This window comes from Mesorhizobium sp. B2-9-1 (assembly GCF_006439455.1).
In the GTDB taxonomy this organism is placed as follows: Bacteria; Pseudomonadota; Alphaproteobacteria; order Rhizobiales; family Rhizobiaceae; genus Mesorhizobium.
Genome location: NZ_VFTP01000002.1, coordinates 459,526 through 483,621, shown reverse-complemented (window position 1 = coordinate 483,621; position 24,096 = coordinate 459,526). Strand labels below are relative to the sequence as shown.

Genomic DNA, 24,096 nt, shown 5'->3' with positions numbered 1-24,096 from the left:
CATCAATCCCCGTCCAGCGAGGAGAAGCCGGCGGTCAGGCCGAACTCGGCGGTCAACCTGGTGCCGATCAAGGTCGACAGGCTGGAGGTGATCAGCGCGAAATGCTCGAGCTTGTCGCGCAGCGCGGGGTCGGCGAGCGCCTTGTCGATCGGGCCGGCAACGGATTTCGCTGTTGTCACGCCGTTGCTGAGTTGGATGTGGATGGACTCTGCCATCCATTGCGCATCGGCGGGCAGCGCGTCGCCGAGCCTGGAGGCCTGGAACAGCTGGTCGATGCCGGACAGGTTTGCGGCCAGTGAGGCCGTCGTGTTCTGCGAGCGCCAGTAGATCGCCTGCTTCGGCTTGTCGGCATCGGGTTTCGCGCCGAGAAAGCCCTTGAGCCGCACGTCGCGGATCATGTCCAGCTCGTTGATGAAGACGCCGACCAGTTCCGTCACCGCTTCGTTGCCATCGCGGTAGAGCGGGTTCTTCGGCCCCGGATTGGCCCAGAGCGACGCGAAGCCGTCGGGCTTTTGCCAGCCATCACGCACCTCGCCTGCCATCGCTTCGATATTGCCGGCAATCGCCGCGCCATAGGCGCAGCGGTAGGGATCGTCTTTCCCGGCAAGGGTTTCGGCTCCGTCGCCGTAAAGCACATATTCGAGGGCGCCTAGGCCCTGCATGGCGACGCTCTTTTGCGCCAGTTGCGCCGGATCGGCGGCGGACGGGTCCTTGGATGCGAGCGTTGCCTGCACTTGCCTCAGGCCGATGCTCTTGCGGTCCGGCCAATAGAGCATGCGCTCCAGCCGGTTGTTCTCCTTGATCGGTCCGAAGGCGATGATCTCGGCCACCGACCAGGCCTCGACCGTGCCGGAAAACGCCGCGCGCGCCGCTTCGAGATTTTGCCCGGACGGCGCTTCGCAAAGCTGGTGCATCGCCGTGGTCAGGCCCCCCGCATGCTCGTCGAGGCTGGCATAGGCGGGGCGGACGAAGCCGTCGATCGCGCGGCCGATGACATCGGAAGCCTTGACCGCGGCCGATGCCGATGCCGATGCCGATGCCGATGCCGGAAGAACGGCGGCCAGAAAGAACGGAAGAGCAAGGGCCATGCGTTTCGACATCAGAGCGACGCGTTTCATCATCATAGGGACTCCAGGAATTTGATCAGCGCCTCGCGATCGACCGCGGCGGCGCCGGCGAAGCGGTCGCGCGCCTTCTGGCCCTCGCCGCCATGCCACAGGATCGCCTCGGCAAGTGTGCGAGCGCGGCCGTCATGCAGGTAAAAGGCATTGCCGTTGACCGTCGCGGTGAGCCCAATACCCCAGAGCGGCGGGGTGCGCCACTCGCTGCCGCTCGCTTGGCCGACGCGTTGCCCATCAGCGAGGCCCTCGCCCATGTCGTGCAGCAGGAAGTCGGAATAGGGCCAGATCAGTTGGAAGGCCTGCGCCTTGTTGGGCGTGCCGCGCATGGTGACGAATTTCGGCGTGTGGCAGGCAACGCAGCCCATCTCGTAGAACTGTTTCTTGCCGGCAAGCACATCAGGCTTGCCGATATCGCGCCGCGCCGGTACGGCCAGGTTCTGCGAATAGAACGTGACGAGGTCCATCACCGGCGGCGGCGCCTCGGCCGTGCCGAGGCGTTGCTGCACCCCGTTTGGCATGGCAAGGCAATCCTTCTGCGCCTCGGTGCAATCGCCCCAGGGTTTCCGCACTTCGGGCGTCGAGATGCCGATGTCGCCGGCAAAGGTATCGGCCGCTTGCTGGCGGATCGACGCGGTCTGGGCCTTCCAGCCGAAGCGGCCCAGGATCACCTGGCCGTTCAGCTCGTTGCGCACGATGTTCGGCCGGCCCGAAATGCCGTCACTGTTGCGATCGTCCGGATCGGCGTTGACGAGGATATCGGCCGGCGCGATCTGCTCGATCAGGCCCAGCCCGATCATCGGCGGCGTCAGGCGCGGCGACAGCGTGGTGCGCGGATCGAGCGGACCGTAGCCGAGATTTTCGATCGTATAATTCGGCTTGCGCAGTGAAACGACGGCGCCGTCGCCGAGCGTCACTTTTTGCTCTTGATAATCGACGCGCATCCGGCCCTCACCCCTGAGCCCGGGAACCGCCAGATCCTGTAGTTGCGCGCCATAGACGGGATCGGGAAAATTCAGCAGCTTATGGTCGGTGAGCGCCGTCTTTTCCTCGGCGCTGTCGGCGTTGCGCGCCAGCCTCAGAAACATCGATGTCGATCCGGCATCGCCTTCCGGCGGACGGCCGCGGCCATCCTTCAAATGGCAGTTCTGGCAGGCGCGTTCGTTGAAGAGCGGGCCGAGCCCGTCCGAAGCCTGGGTCGAGGACGGCGACGACACCCAGTTCTTGCGGAACAGCGCGTTGCCGAGCTTGAAGGTTCCTTCTTCCTCGAAAGTGATATTGGCGGAGGATTGCGAAAAGGCATCGCGGTTGACGTCCTTGCGCGACGTGCCGGCGCCACCCTGCATCAGCTCGAACGGCTCGGGCTTGGTGAAATCGGTCGTCGGCCTGGTGACCGCCAGAACCCGTGCCTGATCCTTCGGCGTCAGGTCGGTGCGGCTCGTCGGCAGAGCGGCGGGCTGATCGGCCAAGGCGGATGCGGAAAGCATGATCGCCGGCAAAAGCGACGCCCCGCGACCGATCCGATATCGCGGGGTCTTCCGAAGCGGCAGGGCGTCGACTGCGGCCCGCCACGCGCGGCGCGAAAAGTCTACGCGGCGCCGCATTCCCGCATGTCCTTACTCCGCCTCGTTGGCCGAATCGGCATTGAGCAGGCCGTATTTCTCCTCACCGATCGAGGCAAGCAGGTCGAGCTGCGTTTCCAGGAAATCGATATGTCCTTCTTCGTCGGTCAAAAGATCCTCGAACAGCTTCATCGAAACGAAATCGCCTTCGTCCTGGCAGATCTCGCGCGAGCGCTTGTAGGCGGTGCGCGCGTCATATTCGCCGGCCAGATCGGATTCGAGCACCTCCTTGACGTTCTGGCCGATCCGCAACGGCGCGACGGACTGCAGGTTGGGATGGCCTTCGAGGAAGATGATGCGCGCGATCAGCCGGTCGGCGTGATGCATTTCCTCGATCGATTCCGCCCGCTCCTTCTTTGCCAGCTTGGTGTAGCCCCAATCCTCGAGCAGACGATAATGCACCCAGTACTGGTTGACGGCTCCAAGCTCGAGAAACAGAGCGTCATTAAGCCGCTCGATGACCTGCGGTTCGCCTTTCATGGCTTCTGCTCCCGTATTGGACGCGCAAGCCTCGCACGCGATCCAGGTGTGAAACGATGTCCGCGCCCTCCGTCTCCGAGCGGGCGTGGTAATTCTCGGTGACCCGAATGATCGTTTCCACCACATTTGGGAAACAGCCGCAACAGCGGCCCCGCTTGTGCATCGCATGATAGACCTTCGCGGGCACGATCAGCTGCCACGGATCCTCATCCAGCAGGCCGACGATCGTCTGCTCGATCTCCTTTTCGGTGATGATGTTGCAATGGCAGATCAGCATCTACTTGCTCTGGCTGACGACGCCTTCCGGCGCCGCTTGGCTGGTTTCTCAATTGGGCACGATCTTGTCCAAAGACCGGTTTTTGGGACTATGCCGGATCTTACTTGAACACCTTGTCGGGCGCGTCGAGGCTGTCGGAGCCCTCGAAAGCAATCTCGTTCAGCTTGAGCGAGCCGACGGCGCGCTCGATCGACTTGGTCTGGTCGATGAGGGCGTCGATCGCCGCCTGCACCGTGGCGTTACCTTCCGTGTTGCCCTCGGCGATCTGCTGGTCATATGCCTCGCCGGCAAGGGCACGCGCCTGGATGGCCTCCATCTTGGCAACGGTGGTGTCGAGCTTGCCCGACAGCTCCCTGTCGATCGCCGGATCGGCGGCCTTCACCATGTCGGACACCGACGGACCCGAGACCACGGAGCCGTCGAGCCGCTTGTAGCTGGCATGATAGGCGTCGCGGATGCCGACAGCGTCATAGAGATGCGAGATGTAGGTGTTGTCGGAGAAGCAGTCGTGCTCCTCTTCCGGGTCGTGCAGCAACAGGCCGAGCTTCATGCGCTCGCCGGCAAGCTCGCCATAGGAGAGCGAGCCCATGCCGGTGAAGATGGTGGAGATGGCGGCATTCGCATCGCCCTCGGTGAGGTTCTTGCGCGCGGCGCCGTCCTCCTTCCAGTTGCCGACCATTTCCTGCAGGTCTGACACCAGAAGATCGGTCGCCGATCTCAGATATTCGGCGCGACGATCGCAATTGCCGCCCGTGCAGTTCTTGAGGTCGTAATCCGTATAGGGCCGCTCGCCGGCGCCCGGCCCTGTGCCATGCAGGTCCTGGCCCCAGAGCAGGAATTCGATGGCGTGATAGCCGGTCGCGACATTGGCTTCGACGCCGCCGGCCTCCTGCAGCGTGCCGGACAGGAACTCGGGCGTCAGCTTCGAGGCGTCGACCTTCTTACCGTTGATCTCGATTTCCTTGTTGGCGATGACGTTGGCGGTATAGAGCGCGTTCTCGTCCGACTCGGTGCCATAGCTCTTGGCAACATAGTCGATGAGGCCCTCGTCCAGCGGCCAGGAATTCACCTTGCCTTCCCAGTCGTCGACGATCTTATTGCCGAAGCGGTAGACTTCGGTCTGCTGGTAAGGAATGCGCGCCGCCTTCCAGGCTTCGCGCGCGGCGTTCAACGTGTCGGCCGAGGGGCTGGCAATGAGCGCATCTACCGCCTTGTCCAGCGCCTGCGCGGTGGTCAGCGAATCCTCGTATTTGGCTAAAGCGATGTCGGCATAGGTCTTGATCACCGCCTTGGTGTCCGTCTCGGCTTTCGCCGGCAACACGAACACCGCCGCCGTCAGTGCAGCCGTGGCGCAGATCGCAGCCAGCCTGCCGCCGTTACGTGCCGTCATCATCCTTCTCCAATTTTTTTGAAATTCAATAAAAGGCGCCCACCCGCGCCGAGGCATAATCACGCCGGGAAAAATGGTGGCCGCGTCGAGGCGCGGTTCGCGATAAAAAGACACCCACTTGCCTCCAATCGAAAGGGTTCAAGGCCCAGACATCAAAGGGATGCGCTTTGCGCGCAGCTCTCCATAAAGCGACGGAGAGGCTGGGAGTCAACTGGTGAGATAGAAAATATTCAATTGAAACAACAGTTTAGAATTATTCTAAACTACAAATGTCAACTTTAAGCCCGGTACTGCCTCGCTGGGCCCGATTGACAGACAGCCGTTCTGGGTGCGACCCGGTGCGCGGCTCTTGCGGCGGTGACGGACAATCGCCACCTGGCGCAAGGGCCTAAATTTGCTGACCAAAAGGATTGCGATGACGAACGGGGTTGTGATTGTCGGTGCGGGCCATGCCGGCGTGCAGGCCGCCGCCAGCCTGCGCGAAGAGGGCTATGAAGGGCCGGTCGTGCTGCTCGGCGACGAGAAGGAACTGCCCTATCACAAGCCGCCGCTCTCCAAGACCTTCATCAAGGACACCGAGGCCAAGCCGCAGCCGCTGCGGGGCGAAGCCTTCTACACCGGCAACAACATCGACTACCGGCCGGGCATGCGCATCGACAGCATCGATGCCGGCTCGGGCCGGTTGAATGTCGCAGGCGGTGGAACGCTTGCCTTCGACCGGCTGGTGCTCGCGACCGGCTCGCGGCCACGTCTGCTCAAGCTCGACGGCGCCAGTCTTGCCGGCGTGGTCTCGCTGCGCTCGCTGGCCGATGCGCGGGCGATCCGCGAGCTCAGCGCGCAAACCGAAGACGTGGTCATTCTCGGCGGCGGCTTCATCGGGCTGGAGATCGCGGCGACGCTGAGAGCGGCCGGCCGCAACGTCACCGTCGTCGAGGCGGTCGACCGGCTGCTCGGCCGCGCTGTGGCGCCGGTCATCGCCGCGCATGTGCGCCAGCGCCTGGAAGCGATCGGCGTGCGCATCCTGACCGGCACCACCGTTGCCCGCCTCGAGGGCGAAGGCGGCCGCGTCTCGGCCGCGATCACGTCGGGCGGCGAACGCCTGCCGGCGCAGATGGTGATCATCGGCATCGGCGTAGTGCCCAATGTCGAACTGGCTGAAGCCGCCGGCCTGGCCATCGGCAACGGCATCCGCGTCGACCAGCATATGCAGAGCTCTGTTCCCGAAATCCTCGCTATCGGCGACGCGGCCTCCTACCGGCACTGGTTCACCGGCGGCGACGTGCGGCTGGAATCGGTGCAGAACGCCACCGACCAGGGCAGGCTTGCCGCACGCACCGTCCTCGGTCATGCCGAGCCCTTCTCGGCCGTGCCGTGGTTCTGGTCGGATATCGGCGACATGAAGCTGCAGATGGTGGGCCTGACCCAAGGCGGCGATCACCATGTCGTGCTGGGCGATCTCGGCGACAACAAGTTCTCGATCTACCATTATGCGGGCAACCGGCTGCTCGGTATCGAATCCGTCAATCGGCCGGCCGACCACATGCTTGGCCGCAAGATGCTCGGCGCCGGCTTCTCGCCGACGCCGCAAACGGTGGCAGGCGGGCCGGATGCGCTGAAGGCGGCGCTTGCGGCCTTCAGTCAGGACGAACCGGCAAGGGCGAGCGCGTAGAGATTGCCAATTTTTGCTGCACGCGACAAAATGCCTGCATGAGCACGATCAATATCTCGTTGCCTGACGACTTGAAGCATTTTGTCGACCGGCAAGCGACCGAGCGCGGCTATGGCACGAGGGGCGAGTATGTGCGTGAATTGATCGGCCACGATCAAGCCCGTCAAATTCTGCGTGGGCTGCTTCTCAAGGGCGCACTCTCTGCGCCGGGAGTTCCGGTTAACGATGACTATTTTGCCGCGCTGCGAGACCGCGCGCAGGGCCGATAAACTGACGTGGCGGGTGCTGCACGCCAACGTGAAAGGCTGTTTCCATGCCTGCAAACTATAGCATTGGCTCCCGTTGCGAGGCATTCGTGCGGGAATTCGCGAAGCTTGCTACGCTGCGTGAAGACGTCCGCAAGGGCGTGCACAGCGGACCATCTATTCCAGCCGACGATGTTTTTGATCGGCTGGAGAAAAGATACGCAGCTGAAAGTCGTAAATAATGGCGCCAGTTTCGTGGCTAGTTTCCCCGACACAGGGATTTTGAAGGTCGCCGTTGTTCTTGGCGCAGGATTTTCCATTCATTTCCGTGAAATCAGCGCCGGGGATTGGTTGAAGCCGCCCAACCTCGTCATTCTATGGCGGAGCAAGGAGCGAAGCGACGCAGCGCAGACCATAGAATCCATGCCGTGACTTCGAAGCGCCGCCACGGTGCAGAATTCTGCTCGGTTGCACGCCCTGGCGAAGGTAACGGCATGGATTCCAGGGTCTTCGCGACGGAGCTTCGCTCCTGCTCCGCCCTGGAATGACGATCGCGATGGGGCGTTCGGCCAATCTCAACGCATGTCGCCTGCCAATGCGAACAAAGCCGCCCGGTCAAAGTCCCTGTGCAGCGCCACTAGCTTGTTAAGCCGCCCGCGCCTCGCGGATCGAGGTCTCTAGGATATCCAGCGCCTCGGTCATGACGCCGTCCTGGATGGTGATCGGCGACAGGAAGCGGATGACGTTGCCGTAGACGCCGCAGGTGAGCAGGATGAGGCCCTTGTCCAGCGCCTTCAGCCTGACCGCGTTGGCGAACTCCGCTGACGGAAGCCCCTTCTTGACGTCGTTGAACTCGACCGCGTTCATGAAGCCCGGACCGCGGATGTCGACGATCTCCGGCACGTCCTCGCGGATCGAAACCAGCCGCTGCTTCAGCCGCGCTCCAAGCGCATTGGCGCGGTCGCAGAGCTTTTCTTCCTCGATGACATCGAGCACGGCGTGCGCGGCGGCAACGCCGATCGGGCTGCCGCCATAGGTGCCGCCGAGCCCGCCGGGGCCGGGCGCGTCCATGATCTCGGCGCGGCCGGTGACGGCCGACAGCGGGAAGCCGCCGGCGAGGCTCTTGGCCATGGTGGTGAGGTCGGGCGCCACGTCATGATGGTCCATGGCGAACATCTTGCCGGTACGGGCAAAGCCGGTCTGCACCTCGTCGGCGACCAGCAGGATGCCGTGCTGATCGCAGATCTTGCGCAGCGCTGCCATGAAATCGCGCGGCGCTTCGTAGAAGCCGCCCTCGCCCTGGACCGGCTCGACGATGATGGCGGCAACGCGGGCCGGATCGACGTCGGCTTTGAACAGCTTGTCGAGCGCGGCAAGCGAATCGGCGACCGACACGCCATGCAGCGCCACCGGGAACGGGGCGTGGAAGACATCGGCGGGCATGGCGCCGAAGCCGACCTTGTAGGGCACGACCTTGCCGGTCAGCGCCATGCCCATGAAGGTGCGGCCATGAAAGCCGCCTGAAAAGGCGATGACCGCCTGACGGCCGGTGGCGTTGCGTGCGATCTTGATGGCGTTCTCGACCGCCTCGGCGCCGGTGGTGACGAACACGGTCTTCTTGTCGAACTTGCCGGGCAGCAAGCCATTCAGCCGCTCGGCGAGATGCACGTAGCTCTCGTATGGTACGACCTGGTGGCAGGTGTGGGTGAAGCGGTCGAGCTGCGCCTTGACCGCCTCAATCACCTTCGGATGGCGATGGCCGGTGTTGACCACAGCGATGCCGGACGAGAAGTCGATGTAGCGGCGGCCCTCGACGTCCCAGATTTCCGAATTCTCGGCGCGATCGGCGTAGATCTGCGTCGTCATGCCGACGCCGCGCGAGATCGACTGGTTCTTGCGTTCGGAAATGGCTGAATTTTTCATATCGTCCCTCAATCGGGGCCATCCTTCATCGAGACTGGGCCCGTTCTCGTTTGATGCCGTTGAAATCCTTCTGACCTTATTTCACGTTTTGCTCAAGTCGGCACGTGATCCAGTCAATTGGGCCTGCCCCAGATAAAGTCATCCCTGGTACACCTGGGCAGGGACGCGGCTTGGCAATTGTGAGCTAAACCCTCACAAATCCTTCGCTGGCCCTCAACAGATTGCGCGTATAGTCCTCGCTGACGCGATGGCCGATCAGCTGGCTTGCGGTCAGCGTCTCCACCGCCTCGCCATTCTGCATCACCATGAGCCGCTCGCACATATGGGTGATGATGGCGAGGTCGTGGCTGACCATCAGGAAGGTGAGCTTGCGGCGGCGCCGCACCTCTTCGAGCAGGTTCAGCACTTCCGCCTGCACCGAGGCATCGAGCGCCGAAGTCGGCTCGTCAAGCAGCAGGATCGAAGGTTCAAGGATCAACGCACGAGCAATCGCGACGCGCTGGCGCTGGCCGCCGGAGAGCTGGTGCGCATAACGGAAGCGGAAGCCCTTGCCAAGCCCAACCTCGTCCAGCGCGCGCTCGATGCGCTTCTCGCCCTCGGCAATGCCATGGATCGCCAGGGGCTCCTGCAGCAGGCGGTCGACCGTCTGGCGCGGATGCAGCGAGCCGTACGGATCCTGAAAAACCATCTGCACCTCGCGATAGAACGCCTTGTCGCGGGTTTTGCCGAGCGTCTTGCCGTTGACGGCAATGGTGCCCGAGGAAACCGGCGCGAGGCCGGTGATGGCTCTCAGCAGCGTCGACTTGCCGGAACCGCTTTCGCCGACGAGGCCGTAGGATTCGCCTTCCCTGACTTCGAGGCAGACGCCCTTCAGCGCGCGAAACCGGTCGAAGACCACTTCCAGCCCTTCGACGGTGATGGAAGCCGTCATGCCGCCCACTCCGGCTTGCGGTCGAGAACCGGCAGCGGATGGCGCTCGAAGCCGATCTTCGGCATGCAATTGAGCAGGCCGCGCGTGTAAGGGTGCTGAGCGTCGCGCAGTTCGGAAGCCTTGATCTGCTCGACGACTTTTCCGGCATACATGACGACGACGCGGTCGCAGAAGGACGACACCAGGCGCAGGTCGTGCGAGATGAAGATCAGACCCATGCCGCGCTCGGCGACGAGCTTGTCGAGGATGTTGAGCACGTCGAGCTGCACGGTGACGTCGAGCGCCGAAGTCGGCTCGTCGGCGATCATCAATTCGGGTCCGGTGACCAGCATCATGGCGATCATGGCGCGCTGGCCCATGCCGCCCGAGACCTCATGCGGATAGAGATCGAAGACGCGGGCCGGGTCGCGGATCTGCACCGCCTGCAGCATCGCCAGCGCCCGTTCGCGCGCTTCGGTCTTTCGGACCTTCTCATGCGTGCGCAGCGTCTCGACGATCTGGCGGCCGATGGTCATGACCGGATCGAGCGAATATTTCGGGTCCTGCAGGATCATGGCGATGCGGTTTCCCCGCAGCGCCCGGCGCTCACGCGGCGATATGGAAAGCAGATCCATGCCGTCGAAGGCGAGCTTCTTCGCCGAAACCTCGGCTTGCGGCGGGGTCAGCCCCATGATGGCGCGGCCGGTCTGCGATTTGCCGGAGCCGCTCTCGCCGACAATACCGAGGCGCTCGCGGCCGAGCGAGAAGGAGACGCCGCGCACGGCCTGCACAAGGCCGGTGCGGGTCGGGAAGGTGACGCGCAGATCGTCGACCTCGAGTAGCGTGTCGCTCATTGGTCGCCGCTCATTGGTCGCCACTCCGGGGATCGAGCGCGTCGCGCAGGCCGTCGCCGAGCAGGTTGAAGCCGAGGCTGACGATGAGGATGGCGGCACCAGGGGCCGCGGCCACCCACCACTGGTCGAGGATGAAGCGGCGTCCGGACGCGATCATCGCGCCCCATTCGGGCAATGGCGGTTGCGCGCCGAGACCGAGGAAACCCAGGCCGGCGGCGGTCAGGATGATGCCGGCCATGTCAAGCGTGACGCGGATGATCAGCGATGAGATGCAGAGCGGCATGATGTGGCGCAGCACGATGCGAAAGGGCGAGGCGCCCATCAGTTGCACCGCCTTGATGTAGTCGGAGTTGCGCACCGTCAGCGTCTCGGCGCGCGCGATGCGTGCGTAAGGCGGCCATGAGGTGATGGCGATCGCCAGCACGGCGTTCTCGATGCCGGGGCCGAGCGCGGCAACGAAAGCCAGCGCCAGAACCAGCTTCGGAAAGGCGAGGAAGATGTCGGTGATGCGCATCAGGATCGTGTCGGTCCAGCCGCCGGCATAACCGGCGATCGTGCCGACCAGAAGGCCGATGGGCGCGGCGATGATGGCGACGAGGATCACCACATAAAGCGTCCAGCGCGAGCCATAGACGATGCGTGAATAGATGTCGCGGCCGAGGTCGTCGGTGCCGAACCAGTGCGCGGCGCTGGGCGCCAGCAGTCGGGCGTTTTTCAGATCGCCGATGGTCGGCGAATAGGGTGCCAGCACATCGGCAAAGGCGGCGACCACCAGCAGCGCGATGATGATCAGCAGGCCGATCAACGCCAAACGGTTGGCGGAAAAGCGACGCCAGGCGACATAAGCGCGGCCGAGCCTCGCCTGCAGGCGCGAGGCCGGCCGGTCGCTCAGCAGCCATGCGCGACGGGAGAAGGCGCCGGCGTCGGCGGCGGTCATGACGATGCCTCCTGAAGTAGTCGGCCCCCACTCCGGTCTGCTTCGCAGACCGCGTCTCCCCCGTTCGACGGGGGAGACGAAAGGCGCCTGGCATGCGGCCAGCTTTTCCTCTCCCCCGGGCACGAGGCGAGGCGGCCCGAAGGGCCGGAGTGGGGGCGGTTGGCCGCGGCCAAGCCCAAGACGGCAACAGCTCTGATCATCCGGTCTTCGTCCTTGGATCGAGTAGCCGGTAGAGCAGATCGGAGAAAAGGTTGATGGCGATGAAGACCGAGCCGATGGCGATGGTGCCGCCGAGCACGGCGTTCATGTCGGCGTTCTGCAGCGAGTTGGTGATGTAGAGGCCGATGCCCGGCCAGGAGAAGACGGTCTCGGTCAGCACCGAGCCTTCGAGCAGGTTGGCGTAGGAAAGCGCGATCACCGTCACCATCGGCACGGCAGCGTTGCGCAGCGCGTGGCCCCAGATGATGCGCGTCTCCGACAGGCCTTTCGCACGGGCCGCGACGATATACTCCTGCGCCAGCTCGTTCAGCATGAAGGAACGCGTCATGCGGCTGATATAGGCGAGCGACAGGTAGCCGAGCAGCGCTGCCGGCAGGACGATGTGGCGCCAGGCATCGTAGAAGACGTCCCACTGCCCCTGCATCGCGGCATCGAGCAGGTAGAAGCCGGTGATCGGCGTGAACGTGTATTCGTAGACGACATCGAGCCGCGCCGGAAAAGCGATCCACTGCAGCTTGGCATAGAACAGCACCAGCCCGAGCAGCCCCAGCCAGAAGATCGGCACGGAATAGCCGATGAGGCCGACGATGCGCGCGATCTGGTCGATGAGGCTGCCGCGCTTGACGGCGGCCAGCACACCGAGCGGCACGCCGATGACGGCGCCGATGATCGTGCCCAGCGTCGCCAGCTCGATGGTCGCCGGGAAAACGCGGCGGATATCGGTCATCACCGGATTGGTGGTCAGCACCGACGTGCCGAAGTCGCCGCTCAGCGCACTTTTGACATAGAGGTAGAACTGCTCGATCCAGGGCAGGTCGAGGCCCATCTCGCGGCGCGTGCGCTCGACGACGGCGATAGGGGCGCGGTCGCCGAGCACAGCCAGAACCGGATCGATCGGGATGACGCGGCCGATGAAGAAGGTCACCGCGAGCAGGCCGAGATAGGTCGTCACCGCTATGACCAGGAAGCGGCCGAGCGACGACAGGATGGGGACGGCGCGGACGCTGCCGCGCCCCGCCGCCGCCTGGTTTTCAGCTATGCTCACGCGGCGCGTCCGAAGACACTATTGCTTGGAGACCGCACCGACGAAGTTGGTGTCGAAGCTCGGGCCGAGCGCGAAGCCCTTGAGGTTCTTGCGCAGGCCGGCCACTTCGAGCTGCTGGTGGATGATGACGAAGGGGCTGGTGTCGAGGATCTTCTTCTGCAGATCCTTGTACATGTCGGCGCGCTTGGCCGCGTCCTTCTCCAGAAGCGCTGCTTCCGTTTCCTTGGTCAGATCCGGAATGTCCCACGAATTGCGCCAGGCGAGCGTGTGGGACTTGCCGGCATCCGAATTGTCGGGATTCGAGGCGAAGGTCTGGGCGTTGGAGTTCGGGTCGAAATAGTCCTGGCCCCAGTTGCCGATGTAGATGTCATGGTTGCGGGCGCGGTATTTGGTCAACGTCTGCTTACCGTCTCCCGGAATGATCTCCAGCTTGATGCCGGCCTGGCCAAGCGTCTGCTGGATCGATTCCGCCATGCCGGTGGTCGGCTGTCCAGTGCGCACGTCCATGGTGACGCTGAAGCCGTCCGGCAGGCCGGCCTTGGCGAGCAATTCCTTGGCCTTGGCGACGTCGAGCTTGAACGGGTTGTCGTCGATGGCGCCGAGATCGCCCTTGGGCAGGAAGGACTGGTGGATTTCGCCGATGCCCTTGAGGATGGTGGTGCTGAGCGCGTCGTAGTCGACCAGATATTTGAATGCCTGCCGAACCTCGGGTTTGGCGAGGGTCGGGTTCTTCTGGTTGAGGCTGATGTAATAGACCGTGCCCTTCGGCGCGCTGGTGGTGGTGAGATCGGCGTTCTTGGCGATGGCATCGAGGTCGTTCGGCTCGAGGTTGCGGGCGACGTCGATATCGCCGGCTTCGAGCGCCAGGCGTTGCGCCGAGCTTTCCTTCATGTTGCGGTAGATGACGCGGGCGAGCTTTGCCTTCTCGCCGTTATAGTTGTCGTTGCGTTCCAGGACGACGGCCTCGTTGGCGCGCCATTCGCGCAGCTTGAACTGACCGGAGCCGGCATAGCCGGTCTTCAGCCAGGCATTGCCGAAGTCATTGTCCCATTTGTAGTCGGCACTCGGTGTCGCCGCTGCAACATGTTCCTTGACCAGCTTGGCGTCCACGACCGAAGCGACGGTGGCCGACAGGCAGTTGAGCACGAAGCTTGGCGCATAGGCCTTGTCGACGACGAACTGGAAGGTGGTGTCGTCGACGGCCTTGGCCTTTTCGGTGACGTTGTCGCCGGTAATGCCGAACTGGTTGATGATGAAGGCCGGGCTCTTGTCGAGCTTGATGGCGCGTTCGAAGGAGTAGGCGACGTCGGCGGCGGTGATGGGATTGCCGGAGGCGAATTTCATGCCGGGCTTCAGCTTGAACGTATAAGTCAGGCCATCATCGGAAACGGTCCAGCTCTCGGCGAGGTCGGGCTTGACCTTGGAGGTGTCGCTGAGATCGAGGCGGACCAGGAGATCATAGGTGTTGCCGGTGACCTCGGCCGTCGACAGCTCGAACGCTTCGCCCGGATCCATCGAGATGATGTCGTCGATGGCAAAGCCCTCGACCAGCGTATCGGCGGGCGTGACCGCGAAAGCGGGCGCGACGAGCAGCGCGGACAGCGCGGCGCCCGCAAGCAAGGCGCGCGAGCGGAGAGCAAACTTTTCCAGCATCATGGTGATCGTTCCCTGTTTTGTTGACCTGAGTTCCCGGCTCAGGGCTGTATTGTTCTTTGCAAGGCCGGCTGCGGCTTTGACTGCTTACCGTCGTGTTTTTTGTCCAGTTGGTCAACACCCTATTCAGCGGTTCTCGAACCGGCAACGGACATTTTGCGAGACGCCATATCGGGGGACCGGACGAGCCGCATGAGTCAACCCATGCGCCGGCTAATTGAAGCCGCCAATCCGCAAAAAGTTATCAGCTTCGTCCCTTGGGAGGCAGCCGCTATTTCAGCTGCGCGACCAGGCCCGCATCGGGAAAGCAGGTGGCGGGCTTGCCGTTCTTTGCCTGCCAGATGCCGATGGAGCGGCGGGTCTTGAAGCCGGGCAGGCCGTCGGCGCTGCCGACATCGTAACCCTTGGCTTCAAGCGCCCGCTGCAGGGCGGCGATATCGGAGCGGTGGAGATCGCCGACCGCGCCCCAGCCGCCGACAAAGGCGGCGTCGCCCTTGGCGATGCGATCGGCGGCATGACCGATGAACAGGCCGTAGAGATCGCTGTTGTTGTATTGCTTCAGCACATAGAAATTCGGCGTCACGACGAATGCCGGGCCGCTGCGCCCGGCCGGCATCAGCAGCAAGCCCTCGGCCTTCAATTCGCTCGCCGCAAACGCCTTGCCGTCGACGCGCCTGATGCCCATCGCCACCCAATCGGAGATCCTCTTGCCCCGGTCGGGTCCTTCAAGCGAGCACGACACATTTGCCGGCACCGTCACCTCGGCCCCCCAGCCGCGCCCCCTCACCCAGCCATAGTGGACGAGGTAGTTGGCGATCGAGGCGAGCACATCGGGCGTCGAATTCCATATATCGGGCCGGCCGTCGCCGTCGAAATCGACGGCGTGCTTCAAGAACGAGGTCGGCATGAATTGCGGCTGGCCGAGCGCGCCGGCCCAGGACGACTTCATCGCATTGACCGGCGCCAGCCCGCGCTCGACGATTTCGAGCGCCGCCAGCACCTCGGTGCGGAAGAAGTCTTTCTTGGTCGACATGAACGCCTTGGTGCCCAGCACCTCGAAGGCATCGTAAGGCATCTTGGCGGCACCGAAGCCGGTTTCGCGGCCCCAGATCGCCAGCACGATCTCGCCCGGAACGCCATAGCGCTTCTCGATCAGCCCGAGCGTCCGGGCATTGGCGCTCTCGCGCGTCTTTCCGCCCGAGGTGACGGCCCGAACGACCTTCTCGGCGAAGTAGTTGGCCGGCGGGCCGAACTCGGCCTGATGCTGCTTCTCAGGCGTCGTCGGCTGCTCGCCGGGCAGGACGAGATCGGGCAGTTTCAGGTTCGGCTTCACGCCGAGGAATGCGGCGTCGAAGGTCTTCTTGGAGATGCCTTTGGACTTGGCTTCGGGCCAGAGGTCGGTCTGCAGCCAGGCCTGGAACTGGTCGTCGATGGGGGCGGCATGGGTGGGGGCGGTAATGAAGAGAGCGATCAACGCCGCCAGAAAGGAAAGGACGACCAATCTGGAAGGCTGGCGTTCTGTCGCGCCCCCCTCTGTCCTGCCGGACATCTCCCCCACAAGCGGGGAGATTGGCAGCTTCGGCGCCTTGCTCAATCCTGCGACGTTGGAGATTGGCGAAAGCCGGCGTGAAGCCTGATCTCCCCCCTCGTGGGGGAGATGTCCGGCAGGACAGAGGGGGGCGCGAAGGAATGCTGTCATTTCCAAAGCCCCGCCAACTTCAAAACGCCGTCCTCGATCGCAGCGCCGCGGCCAGCGTGCCTTCGTCCAGGTAATCGAGCTCGCCGCCGACCGGCACGCCATGCGCGAGCCGCGTCACCTTCACATCGAAGCCCGACAACTGATCGGTCAAATAATGCGCGGTCGTCTGCCCCTCGACGGTGGCATTGACGGCGAGGATGACTTCCTTCACCTCGCCGCCGGCAACGCGGTCGACCAGCGAGCGGATGTTGAGCTGATCCGGACCGATACCGTCGAGCGGCGACAGCGTGCCGCCGAGCACGTGGTAGCGCACGTTCATCGCCGCCGCGCGCTCCAGCGCCCAAAGGTCCGAGACGTCTTCGACGACGATCAGCGTGCCGGCGTCGCGGCGTGGGTCGGTGCAGATCATGCAAGGATCGGCAGTATCGACATTGCCGCAGGTCGAGCAGATGCGCACCTTCTCGACCGCTTCGCTCATGGCGGCAGCCAGGGGCTCGAGCAGCTGTTCCTTCTTCTTGATGAGATGAAGCGCTGCGCGCCTGGCCGAGCGCGGCCCTAGCCCCGGCACCTTGGCCAAGAGTTGGATCAGGCGTTCGATTTCCGGACCGGCGATTCTCTTCGACATCGCCTTGATCTAGAGCAATTCCAGGAAAAGTGCGAAGCGGTTTTCCGTCCGGAATTGCGCGCAAGCAAAAAGATGGATCGGTTCGCCGCTTCTTGAAACGGTGGACTGATCCAGGATTTTTCAGAGCGGTTTGGAACAGCCAGCAAGGGCACAGGGCCCGCCATGCTGCCATGGCGGGCCCTGTATTGGATGAAATCGGGCTTAGTTGGTTTCGAGCGGCCGATCCTGGCTGGCGATCATCGCGCCGATGGCGTCGGTATTCTCGGGCGTCGACTGGAAGCCCATCGACGCTTCCTGCGGCGCGCTGGGCACCGAAGAGACGTAGCGGCCCTTGAGCGTGCCGCCGAAACGCGAGGCGTCCGGCTCGGCCATCGGCTCCTGCATCGCCACGACCGTCGGCTTCTGCGCCAGACGGCCGGACTTGGCAGAAGGTGCAACGGAAGCCGTTACATAGGTCTGTTCGGCGGAAGCGTCTTCGGTCCGCGCGGCCGCAGCCAAGACGGCCTGCTTCGCCGGGTCCGGACGGACGATCGTCCTGACGATCGGCTCGGCGGAAGCCACGAGCACCGGAGCGGCGGCCGCGGGCTGCTGCCGGCCAGACTTCTGCTGGTCGCCCACGTTCATGGCGACCATCGGCTCGTCCGGCAGCGGCTGCCAGTTGCGGCCGCGCTTCTCATAGAAGGCGTTGCCGCCGGCAACCATGGTGTAATGCATGTTCTTGTAGGGGAAACGCAGGCCGGCGGTGTGGAAATACATCGTGTTCTTGAGCTTGGCCTTGCGTTCGCCCCTCAGCACCGCATCGGCCGCCTCCTCGACATCCGGCAGGGCCTTCGAGTTCATCGGCCGAGTCATGACGCCCGGAGCAAACTGGCCCGGCTCGCCGACAACCTGACAGATGGTGTTGCCGTGCTGGCCCGAGCGAAGCCGGTTCATGACGACCGTGCCGACCGCGATCATGCCGTCGCGGCTCGACCTGTTGGACTCGAAGAACATTGCCCTTTGCAAGCATTCCTTGTCCTTCAGCGAGTGGCCGGAGGAACGCGTGAGGAAGCTCGGCGTAAGGGCATCGGTCAGACCCGACACCGACATGCCATGGGAGGAAGTGGTCTGGCTGCAACCGGCCAGGAGCAAGGGGGAAGTGACGATGCCGATAAGCAGCAGCGGCGTCTTCCATCGCGTCGCGATCACCAAAAAAGCCTCATGTCCAGATGCCAGCCCGCCCCGAGATGTGGCAAGAATGAGACTCTTTCAGGCAAAAAGATGGCTAGAGGGTTAGCAACTTCTGGACTTGGGTAAAACTTTATGAATGCCGCGAAATGTGCCCGTGAGCATTGCCGGCAAAATAGTTAATATTGCAGCCAGGACTCAATTTCCATTCATAATCAATTAACTGGCGGACACCGCCTCAGAACGGCAATTTCATTCCGGGCGGAATCGGCAGACCCGCCGTCAACGCCTTGGTCTTCTCCTGCATGATCTGCTCGACCTTATTTTTGGCGTCATTGTGGGCGGCCAGAATGAGGTCCTCCAGGATCTCTGCTTCGTCCGCCTTGATCAAAGACGGATCGATCTTCAGCGTCTTCATTTCGAACTTGCCGGTCAGAGTGATGCTGACCAGACCGCCGCCGGCCTGGCCGGTGGCTTCAAGCGTGGCGATCTCGTCCTGCATGGCCTGGAACTTGGCCTGCATTTCCTTCGCCTTGCCCATCAGGCCGAGAAGATCTTTCATCGGTTGGTCCTCTAAAAATGTTTCAGGTCTCGTCGTCATCGGCCGCCGGCTCGACCGGCAGGTCGGCCTCGGCCTCTTCCACGTCCGGCACGTCCGGGATGCGCACGTCAATGATCTTGGCGCCAGGAAAACGGGCGAGAATGGCCGCGACGGTGGGATCGCTCTTGGCGTCGGAGAAGGCGTTCTCGCGCTTCGTCGTCTCCATCTCGGCCAATGTCTGGCCGCCCTCCTCCTTCGACAGCGACACAAGCCAGTTGCGGCCGGTCCAGGCGCGCAGCTTGGCGGTGAGGTCGTTGAGCAGCATCTTGGGCGCGTCGTCGGTCAAGGTGACGTCGAGCCGGCCGGGCTCGATGCGAACCGGCCGCACGCAGCGTTTGAGCAGCACCTTGAAGGCCATGTCGCGATTGGCGTCGGCCAGCGCAACGATGTCGGCCAGTGTCTTCACCGGAACGACAGGCGCCTCGGCGACCGGCTCCGGCGCAGGAACGAAGGTCTCCGGCACAGGCTGCGCCTCGACCAGCCGCATCGTCTGCGCGCCGCCGGGGGAAGCTGGCATCCGCGCCTGCGCCACGGCGCTTGCGCCGCCGCCATTGCCGGGCCCCGCGGGTGCTCCGTTGACGCGCGGCGCGGCATTCGACTGCGGGGCCGCGCCTTCCAGCGATTTCAGCGCCTCGTCCAGCGTCGGCAGGTCGGCGGCATGCGCCAGGCGGATCAACACCATCTCGCCGGCGCTGACCGGGCGGTTGGAGGACTGCACCTCGGGAATACCCTTGAGCAGCATCTGCCAGGCCCGCGACAGCACGCGCACCGAAAGCGTGCAGGCGAATTCGGCGCCGCGCCGGCGCTCGTCCTCGGAAAGCGAAGCATCGTCGGCTGCCGCCGGCACGAAGCGCAGCCGGGTGACGAGGTGGTTGAACTCGGCAAGATCGGTAAGCACGGCGGCCGGATCGGCGCCGGTGTCGTATTGCGCGCGGAATTCGGCCAAGGCCGCCGCGACATCGCCCTTCATGACGTGCTCGAACAGATCGATGATGCGGGCGCGGTCGGCAAGGCCGAGCATGGCTCGCACCGCCTCGGCGCTGACCGTGCCGCTGCCATGGGCGATCGCCTGGTCGAGGATGGAGAGCGAATCGCGCGCCGAGCCTTCGGCGGCCCGCGCGATCATTGCCAGGGCCTCGTCGTCGACGGTAATGCCTTCCTTGGCCGCGATCGAGGACAGATGCCCGACAAGCGCGCCGGCATCGATGCGACGGAGATCGAAGCGCTGGCAACGCGACAGGACCGTGATCGGAACCTTGCGTATCTCGGTGGTGGCGAAGATGAATTTGACGTGCGGCGGCGGCTCTTCCAGCGTCTTCAGCAGGCCGTTGAAGGCCTGGTTGGAGAGCATGTGCACTTCGTCGATGATGTAGACCTTGTAGCGCGCCGAGACCGGCGCGTAGCGCACGCGGTCGATGATGTCCCTGATGTCATCGATGCCGGTATGGGAGGCGGCGTCCATCTCGATGACGTCGACATGGCGGCCTTCCATGATCGCCTGGCAATGCTCGCCGAGGATCGAAAGGTCGACGGAGGGCTGGTCGACGGTCGCGGTTTTGTAGTTCAGGGCCCGCGCCAGGATGCGCGCGGTCGTCGTCTTGCCGACACCGCGCACGCCGGTCAGCATCCAGGCCTGGGCGATGCGGCCGGTGGCAAAGGCGTTGGTCAGCGTGCGAACCATCGGCTCCTGGCCGATCAGCTCGGAGAAATTCGAAGGGCGATATTTGCGCGCCAGGACGCGATAAGCAGCGGCCTTGCCAGTCTCCAGGCTTTGTGGCCCCAAATTTCCGGCTTCGCTCATTCGCCGTCAAAAGCTCCCAGGACCGCGACGGAAGGCGGCCGATTCCTGCGCATAGTCTCACCCGCACGGCTTGGCGCCGTCAATGTCGCGGGAGAAAGGCGAAGAGGTGGGAGGCTGGAACAATGACCCGTTCCGGGCTCGTTAGGGCTGCTTCCTTCCGGACCTGACCCGGTTGGCGAGTGGATCGTCCACCACCAACCTCCCGCGCTCCATATCGGCAATTCGGCAGCGAAATGCAAGGGCCGAGCCGGAACCCGCAACCGCATCGAAGGCGGAAAGTCCTTCAAATCGATAATGGGGGTCAATGAATCCCTTGCAGCCACCCTGCCGCCGCTCTAGCGTTCCTGGTTTGGAAAATGCTTACAACAAAGCGAAGGAAACGCTCATGCTGCCGGGCCTCGAGGCCGGATTCACGCTGGACGCCCGGCTGGAGGCGGACAGCGAGCAGCTTATGTGGCTTGGCCTTTGCGAGCTCAGGCTGATGAACGACCGCCGCTGGCCATGGCTGGTTCTGGTGCCGCAGCGGCCGGGCGTGGAGGAAATTCACGACCTGACGCCGCTCGACCAGGCGATGCTGACCTTCGAGACCAATATGGTGGCGCAGGCGCTGAAGCGGGTGACCGGATGCACCAAGATCAACACCGGCGCCTTAGGCAATATCGTGCGTCAGCTGCATGTCCACGTCGTCGCCCGCTCGGAGGGCGATCCCGGCTGGCCGGGGCCGGTCTGGGGCTATGGCATACGCGAGCCTTACCAGCGCTCCGACATCAGGCGGTTTGCTGAAACGATCAAGGCGGCGCTATAAGCTGACCAGTGTCCATTCCGCACATCGAGCCCACCCGAGTCTCCATGAGCTTTCGCCTGTTCGACGCGCCCTTGCGCGAGCCCAGCCAATTCGTCGGTTTCGCCGGCAACCGGATCGATCGGCAGTCCGAGAACCGCGCCGATGATGCGGTCGAAAAAGCGCTGGCCGACCAGGCCGCGCGACTGATGTTGATGCATGCCGGCCGGCTCTATCTCAAGCTCGAGGACGGCACGTTCGACCCCTGGTTCAGGACGGATGAGAGTGGAGCTTTCGAAGCCGCACTCGATCGCGGCGTGCTGCTCGGCTTCTCCGACAGCGGGCCGGTGCTGGCCGTGCCCGCCGGCATCGAGCCGGAAAAGCTGCCCGGGACGATCAAGGCGATCGACTATCGTTCCGTCTATATGCAAGGGCTGGTCGACGAGGCGGCGGCCGGCGCGCTGGCGCAAGGCGCGGCGCTGCTTGCCTGGCACGTAAGCCATGCCTTCTGCTCGAAATGCGGCAGCCGCTCGGAGATGCGCGCCGGCGGCTACCGGCGCCATTGCCCTGCCTGCGGCACCGACCATTTCCCGCGCACCGACCCGGTGGCAATCATGCTGACGGCGACGCGCGAAAAATGCATCCTGGGGCGAGGCAAGCATTTCGCGCCCGGCATGTATTCGGCACTTGCCGGCTTCATCGAGCCGGGCGAGACAATCGAGGCGGCGGTACGGCGCGAGACCCTCGAAGAGGCCGGCATCCGGCTCGGCCGCGTCGTCTACCATGCCAGCCAACCTTGGCCGTTCCCTTATTCGCTGATGATCGGCTGCTTCGGCGAGCCGCTCAACGAGGATATCCAGGCCGACCTCAACGAGCTTGAGGATTGCCGCTGGTTCTTCCGCGACGAGGTGCGCACCATGCTGGACAGGCAGCATGCCGACGGCCTGATTACACCGCCGAAAGGGGCAATCGCCCATCACCTCATCCGCGCCTGGGTCGACAGCGAATAGGAGACGAGACATGATCCGCCATACCGTCGTGTTCACGCTGAAACATCCGCCGCAATCGCTGGAGACAAAGCGCTTCCTGCACGATGCGAAGAAGATCCTGACCGGGATCAAGGGCGTCTCGCATTTCGAGCAGTTGCGGCAGGTGAGCCCGAAGAACGACTACCAGTTCGGCTTCTCGATGGAATTCGCCGACCAGGCGGCCTACACGCGCTACAACGAGCATCCCGACCATGTCGCGTTCGTGCGCGACCGCTGGGTGCCCGAGGTCGAGAAGTTCATGGAGATCGACTACGTGCCATTGAGTGCGGTAATCTAAGCGCAGCCGTGGTAAACAAGGTGAGCCGCCTGGCGCACTCCTCTAGCACGGGACACAACCAATCACGCACTTGCGATGGGTTTGCCATCCGTTCGTCCACCTTGCAATTTCTGCTCAAACGCATTAGATGTGGTTACGTAACCACATCTGGCGAAATTGATATGATCACCACGCTTTCGGGTCGCGAACTCAATCAGGATCTTGGCCGCGCAAAACGCGCTGCCAAGAACGGTCCGGTGATCATCACCGACAGAGGGCGGCCAGTGCATGTCCTCATGTCGTTCGATGAATATAAGCGGCTCACCGGCAAAACGCGGTCGCTCGGTGACATGCTGGCTGCCCCGGGGGCAGGTGACTTTGACCTGCCGCTGCCGCCTCGCACGGAACGCGCCCAGCCGGTAGACCTTTCCTAATGCTGTTGCTCGATACCAATGTCGTATCCGAATTGCGAAAAGTATCGAGCGGAAGGGCGCATCCCAATGTCGTGCTCTGGAACGAAACCGTCGATCCTGCCGAAACCTTCATTTCGGCCGTGGTTCTGCACGAGCTGGAGATTGGCGTAAGACTGGTGGAACGCCATGATGCCGTTGCTGGCAAAGCATTGCGCAATTGGTTGGAAAATGCGGTTCTCACAACATTCTCCGGTCGAATCCTGCCGCTGGACGAGGCAGCCGCCGTTCAGGCGGCACAATGGCATGTGCCCAATCCCAAACCGATCAATGACGCCTATATCGCGGCCACGGCCTTCACCCAGCGGATGACGCTGGTGACGCGCAACATTGGCGATTTCGAGGGAATGGGAGTAACGCTGGTAAATCCATGGGACGACCAAGCGTAGGCCTCAACTCATCGTTTCGTGCATGTCTTTGCCCCGACAGGGGACACGCCTTAATCCGCTACCTTCCACTGCTCGCGCGAGGCGCTGGCCGGATAGACGCCGAGGATGCGCATCTCGCGCGAGAAGAAGCGCAGCTCGTCGAGCGCCAGCTTGACCAGCGGGTCGTCCGGATGGCCCTCGATGTCGGCGTAGAACAGCGTCGCGGTGAAGGCCCCTAGCTGGTAGCTCTCGAGCTTGGTCATGTTGATGCCGTTGGTGGCGAAGCCGCCCATAGCCTTATAGAGCGCGGCCGGGACGTTGCGGACACGGAAGATGAAGGTGGTCATCATCTTGGCGTCTGGCGCGGGGCGCTCCACCCATTGCTTGTTCTTGGTCAGCACGACGAAGCGGGTGACGTTGGAATCGGTGTCCTCGACATTCTTCTCGATGATGTCGAGCCCATAGAGCTCGGCCGCTAGAGCCGGCGCCAGCGAGGCCATGGTGCGGTCCTTCACCTCCGATATCATCTTGGCCGAACCCGCCGTGTCGCCCGCGATCACCGGCTTCCAGCCGTTCTTGCGGATATATTTGCGGCACTGGCCGAGCGCGTGGATATGGCTGTGGACGGTCTTGATCTCGTCGCGCTTCACGCCCGGCAGCACCATCAGCTGGAAGTGGATCGGCAGGAAATATTCGCCGACGATGTGTAGCTTCGATTCCGGCAAGAGGTGGTGGATGTCGGCGACGCGGCCGGCGATCGTGTTCTCGATCGGAATCATGGCGAGCTCGGCCTTGCCAGTCTCGACCGCGTTGAAGGCATCCTCGAAGGTCGGGCACGGCAACGGCTCCATCGACGGGAACATGTTGCGGCAGGCCGTGTCGGAATTGGCGCCGGGCTCGCCCTGAAAGGAAATTCTGTTGGTCTTGTCAGCCATGC

General features: G+C 63.5%; 26 protein-coding genes and 1 other RNA gene. 9 read left to right on the top strand and 18 right to left on the bottom strand.

The annotated features are described in order from the left end of the window. Positions 1-2: 2 nt before the first annotated feature. The 5 genes from FJW05_RS06515 to FJW05_RS06495 all read right to left on the bottom strand — a co-directional run bounded on the left by FJW05_RS06515 (position 3) and on the right by FJW05_RS06495 (position 4,887). Positions 3-1,124 (bottom strand): imelysin family protein, encoded by a 1,122-nt coding sequence (locus FJW05_RS06515; protein WP_246673238.1) that lies wholly within the window; start codon positions 1,122-1,124, stop codon positions 3-5. Next, a complete protein-coding gene (locus FJW05_RS06510) occupies positions 1,121-2,722 on the bottom strand; it encodes a di-heme oxidoredictase family protein (RefSeq protein WP_140629384.1) in 1,602 nt (533 codons plus the stop codon). The genes FJW05_RS06515 and FJW05_RS06510 overlap by 4 nt, the downstream gene beginning before the upstream one ends. Before the next feature lie 12 nt (positions 2,723-2,734). Then, complete coding sequence (bfr, locus tag FJW05_RS06505; RefSeq protein ID WP_140629381.1) at positions 2,735-3,220, bottom strand: bacterioferritin; 486 nt, start codon at positions 3,218-3,220, stop codon at positions 2,735-2,737. Then, a complete protein-coding gene (locus tag FJW05_RS06500; protein ID WP_140545165.1) occupies positions 3,186-3,497 on the bottom strand; it encodes a (2Fe-2S)-binding protein in 312 nt (103 codons plus the stop codon). The genes bfr and FJW05_RS06500 overlap by 35 nt, the downstream gene beginning before the upstream one ends. 100 nt (positions 3,498-3,597) lie before the next feature. Next, positions 3,598-4,887, bottom strand: coding sequence for an imelysin family protein (locus FJW05_RS06495; RefSeq protein WP_140629378.1), 1,290 nt, complete (start codon positions 4,885-4,887; stop codon positions 3,598-3,600). Between the two features lie 415 nt (positions 4,888-5,302). Here FJW05_RS06495 and FJW05_RS06490 point away from each other — a divergent pair, with 415 nt between their 5' ends. The 3 genes from FJW05_RS06490 (at position 5,303) to FJW05_RS27345 (ending at position 7,233) form a co-directional block, all read left to right on the top strand. After that, entirely contained in the window at positions 5,303-6,556 is a 1,254-nt protein-coding gene (locus FJW05_RS06490; protein WP_140629376.1) for an FAD-dependent oxidoreductase, read from the top strand. 38 nt (positions 6,557-6,594) lie between these two features. After that, positions 6,595-6,825 (top strand): type II toxin-antitoxin system ParD family antitoxin, encoded by a 231-nt coding sequence (locus tag FJW05_RS06485; protein WP_140629374.1) that lies wholly within the window; start codon positions 6,595-6,597, stop codon positions 6,823-6,825. A 168-nt stretch (positions 6,826-6,993) separates the two neighbouring features. Beyond that, complete coding sequence (locus FJW05_RS27345) at positions 6,994-7,233, top strand: hypothetical protein (protein WP_181164858.1); 240 nt, start codon at positions 6,994-6,996, stop codon at positions 7,231-7,233. Between the two features lie 213 nt (positions 7,234-7,446). Here the strand turns inward: FJW05_RS27345 and FJW05_RS06480 are convergent, their stop codons facing one another. From FJW05_RS06480 to FJW05_RS06450, 7 genes are all read right to left on the bottom strand, one after another. Beyond that, positions 7,447-8,724 (bottom strand): 4-aminobutyrate--2-oxoglutarate transaminase, encoded by a 1,278-nt coding sequence (locus FJW05_RS06480; protein ID WP_140629371.1) that lies wholly within the window; start codon positions 8,722-8,724, stop codon positions 7,447-7,449. 184 nt (positions 8,725-8,908) lie between these two features. Further along, positions 8,909-9,655, bottom strand: a complete 747-nt coding sequence (locus FJW05_RS06475; RefSeq protein WP_140629369.1) for an ABC transporter ATP-binding protein — start codon at positions 9,653-9,655, stop codon at positions 8,909-8,911. After that, positions 9,652-10,488: an ABC transporter ATP-binding protein gene (locus FJW05_RS06470; protein ID WP_140629367.1), complete on the bottom strand. Its 837-nt coding sequence runs from the start codon at positions 10,486-10,488 to the stop codon at positions 9,652-9,654. Before FJW05_RS06470 ends, FJW05_RS06475 begins: the two co-directional genes overlap by 4 nt. A 10-nt stretch (positions 10,489-10,498) precedes the next feature. After that, positions 10,499-11,425, bottom strand: coding sequence for a nickel transporter permease (nikC, locus tag FJW05_RS06465; protein ID WP_140629364.1), 927 nt, complete (start codon positions 11,423-11,425; stop codon positions 10,499-10,501). 196 nt (positions 11,426-11,621) lie between these two features. Next, the gene (locus FJW05_RS06460; protein ID WP_140629362.1) at positions 11,622-12,689 is read right to left on the bottom strand and encodes an ABC transporter permease; all 1,068 of its coding nucleotides are present in this window, start codon (positions 12,687-12,689) and stop codon (positions 11,622-11,624) included. Between the two features lie 18 nt (positions 12,690-12,707). After that, positions 12,708-14,345 (bottom strand): ABC transporter substrate-binding protein, encoded by a 1,638-nt coding sequence (locus tag FJW05_RS06455; protein ID WP_140629359.1) that lies wholly within the window; start codon positions 14,343-14,345, stop codon positions 12,708-12,710. A gap of 268 nt (positions 14,346-14,613) precedes the next feature. After that, positions 14,614-15,816, bottom strand: coding sequence for a lytic murein transglycosylase (locus FJW05_RS06450; RefSeq protein ID WP_246673237.1), 1,203 nt, complete (start codon positions 15,814-15,816; stop codon positions 14,614-14,616). Between FJW05_RS06450 and FJW05_RS27650 the strand changes: the two genes are divergently transcribed. Next, positions 15,800-15,979, top strand: a complete 180-nt coding sequence (locus tag FJW05_RS27650; RefSeq protein ID WP_246673235.1) for a hypothetical protein — start codon at positions 15,800-15,802, stop codon at positions 15,977-15,979. The two genes, FJW05_RS06450 and FJW05_RS27650, sit on opposite strands and share 17 nt — an antisense overlap. Positions 15,980-16,060: 81 nt before the next feature. Here the strand turns inward: FJW05_RS27650 and recR are convergent, their stop codons facing one another. The 5 genes from recR to ffs all read right to left on the bottom strand — a co-directional run bounded on the left by recR (position 16,061) and on the right by ffs (position 20,438). After that, positions 16,061-16,666, bottom strand: coding sequence for a recombination mediator RecR (gene recR / locus FJW05_RS06445; RefSeq protein WP_140545598.1), 606 nt, complete (start codon positions 16,664-16,666; stop codon positions 16,061-16,063). Positions 16,667-16,867: 201 nt separating this feature from the next. Then, positions 16,868-17,854: a cell wall hydrolase gene (locus FJW05_RS06440; protein WP_140629357.1), complete on the bottom strand. Its 987-nt coding sequence runs from the start codon at positions 17,852-17,854 to the stop codon at positions 16,868-16,870. Positions 17,855-18,071: 217 nt separating this feature from the next. After that, entirely contained in the window at positions 18,072-18,395 is a 324-nt protein-coding gene (locus FJW05_RS06435; protein WP_095765991.1) for a YbaB/EbfC family nucleoid-associated protein, read from the bottom strand. A gap of 22 nt (positions 18,396-18,417) precedes the next feature. Continuing rightward, complete coding sequence (locus FJW05_RS06430) at positions 18,418-20,235, bottom strand: DNA polymerase III subunit gamma/tau (RefSeq protein WP_140629355.1); 1,818 nt, start codon at positions 20,233-20,235, stop codon at positions 18,418-18,420. 106 nt (positions 20,236-20,341) lie between these two features. Continuing rightward, positions 20,342-20,438, bottom strand: an RNA gene (ffs, locus tag FJW05_RS06425) — signal recognition particle sRNA small type. A 182-nt stretch (positions 20,439-20,620) separates the two neighbouring features. Between ffs and FJW05_RS06420 the strand changes: the two genes are divergently transcribed. From FJW05_RS06420 to FJW05_RS06400, 5 genes are all read left to right on the top strand, one after another. After that, on the top strand, positions 20,621-21,040 hold the full coding sequence (locus FJW05_RS06420) for an HIT family protein (protein ID WP_140629353.1): 420 nt from the start codon (positions 20,621-20,623) through the stop codon (positions 21,038-21,040). A gap of 44 nt (positions 21,041-21,084) precedes the next feature. Further along, positions 21,085-22,026, top strand: coding sequence for an NAD(+) diphosphatase (nudC, locus tag FJW05_RS06415; RefSeq protein WP_140629350.1), 942 nt, complete (start codon positions 21,085-21,087; stop codon positions 22,024-22,026). A gap of 10 nt (positions 22,027-22,036) precedes the next feature. Beyond that, the gene (locus FJW05_RS06410; RefSeq protein ID WP_140545603.1) at positions 22,037-22,342 is read left to right on the top strand and encodes a Dabb family protein; all 306 of its coding nucleotides are present in this window, start codon (positions 22,037-22,039) and stop codon (positions 22,340-22,342) included. A gap of 161 nt (positions 22,343-22,503) precedes the next feature. Beyond that, positions 22,504-22,755 carry a type II toxin-antitoxin system Phd/YefM family antitoxin gene (locus tag FJW05_RS06405; RefSeq protein WP_140629348.1) on the top strand — a complete coding sequence of 84 codons (252 nt, stop codon included), beginning with the start codon at positions 22,504-22,506 and terminating at the stop codon, positions 22,753-22,755. Further along, entirely contained in the window at positions 22,755-23,180 is a 426-nt protein-coding gene (locus tag FJW05_RS06400; protein WP_140545605.1) for a type II toxin-antitoxin system VapC family toxin, read from the top strand. Before FJW05_RS06405 ends, FJW05_RS06400 begins: the two co-directional genes overlap by 1 nt. 50 nt (positions 23,181-23,230) lie before the next feature. Here FJW05_RS06400 and FJW05_RS06395 read toward each other — a convergent pair whose 3' ends face one another. Then, a complete protein-coding gene (locus FJW05_RS06395) occupies positions 23,231-24,094 on the bottom strand; it encodes a prephenate dehydratase (RefSeq protein WP_140629346.1) in 864 nt (287 codons plus the stop codon). Between the last annotated feature and the right edge of the window lie 2 nt (positions 24,095-24,096).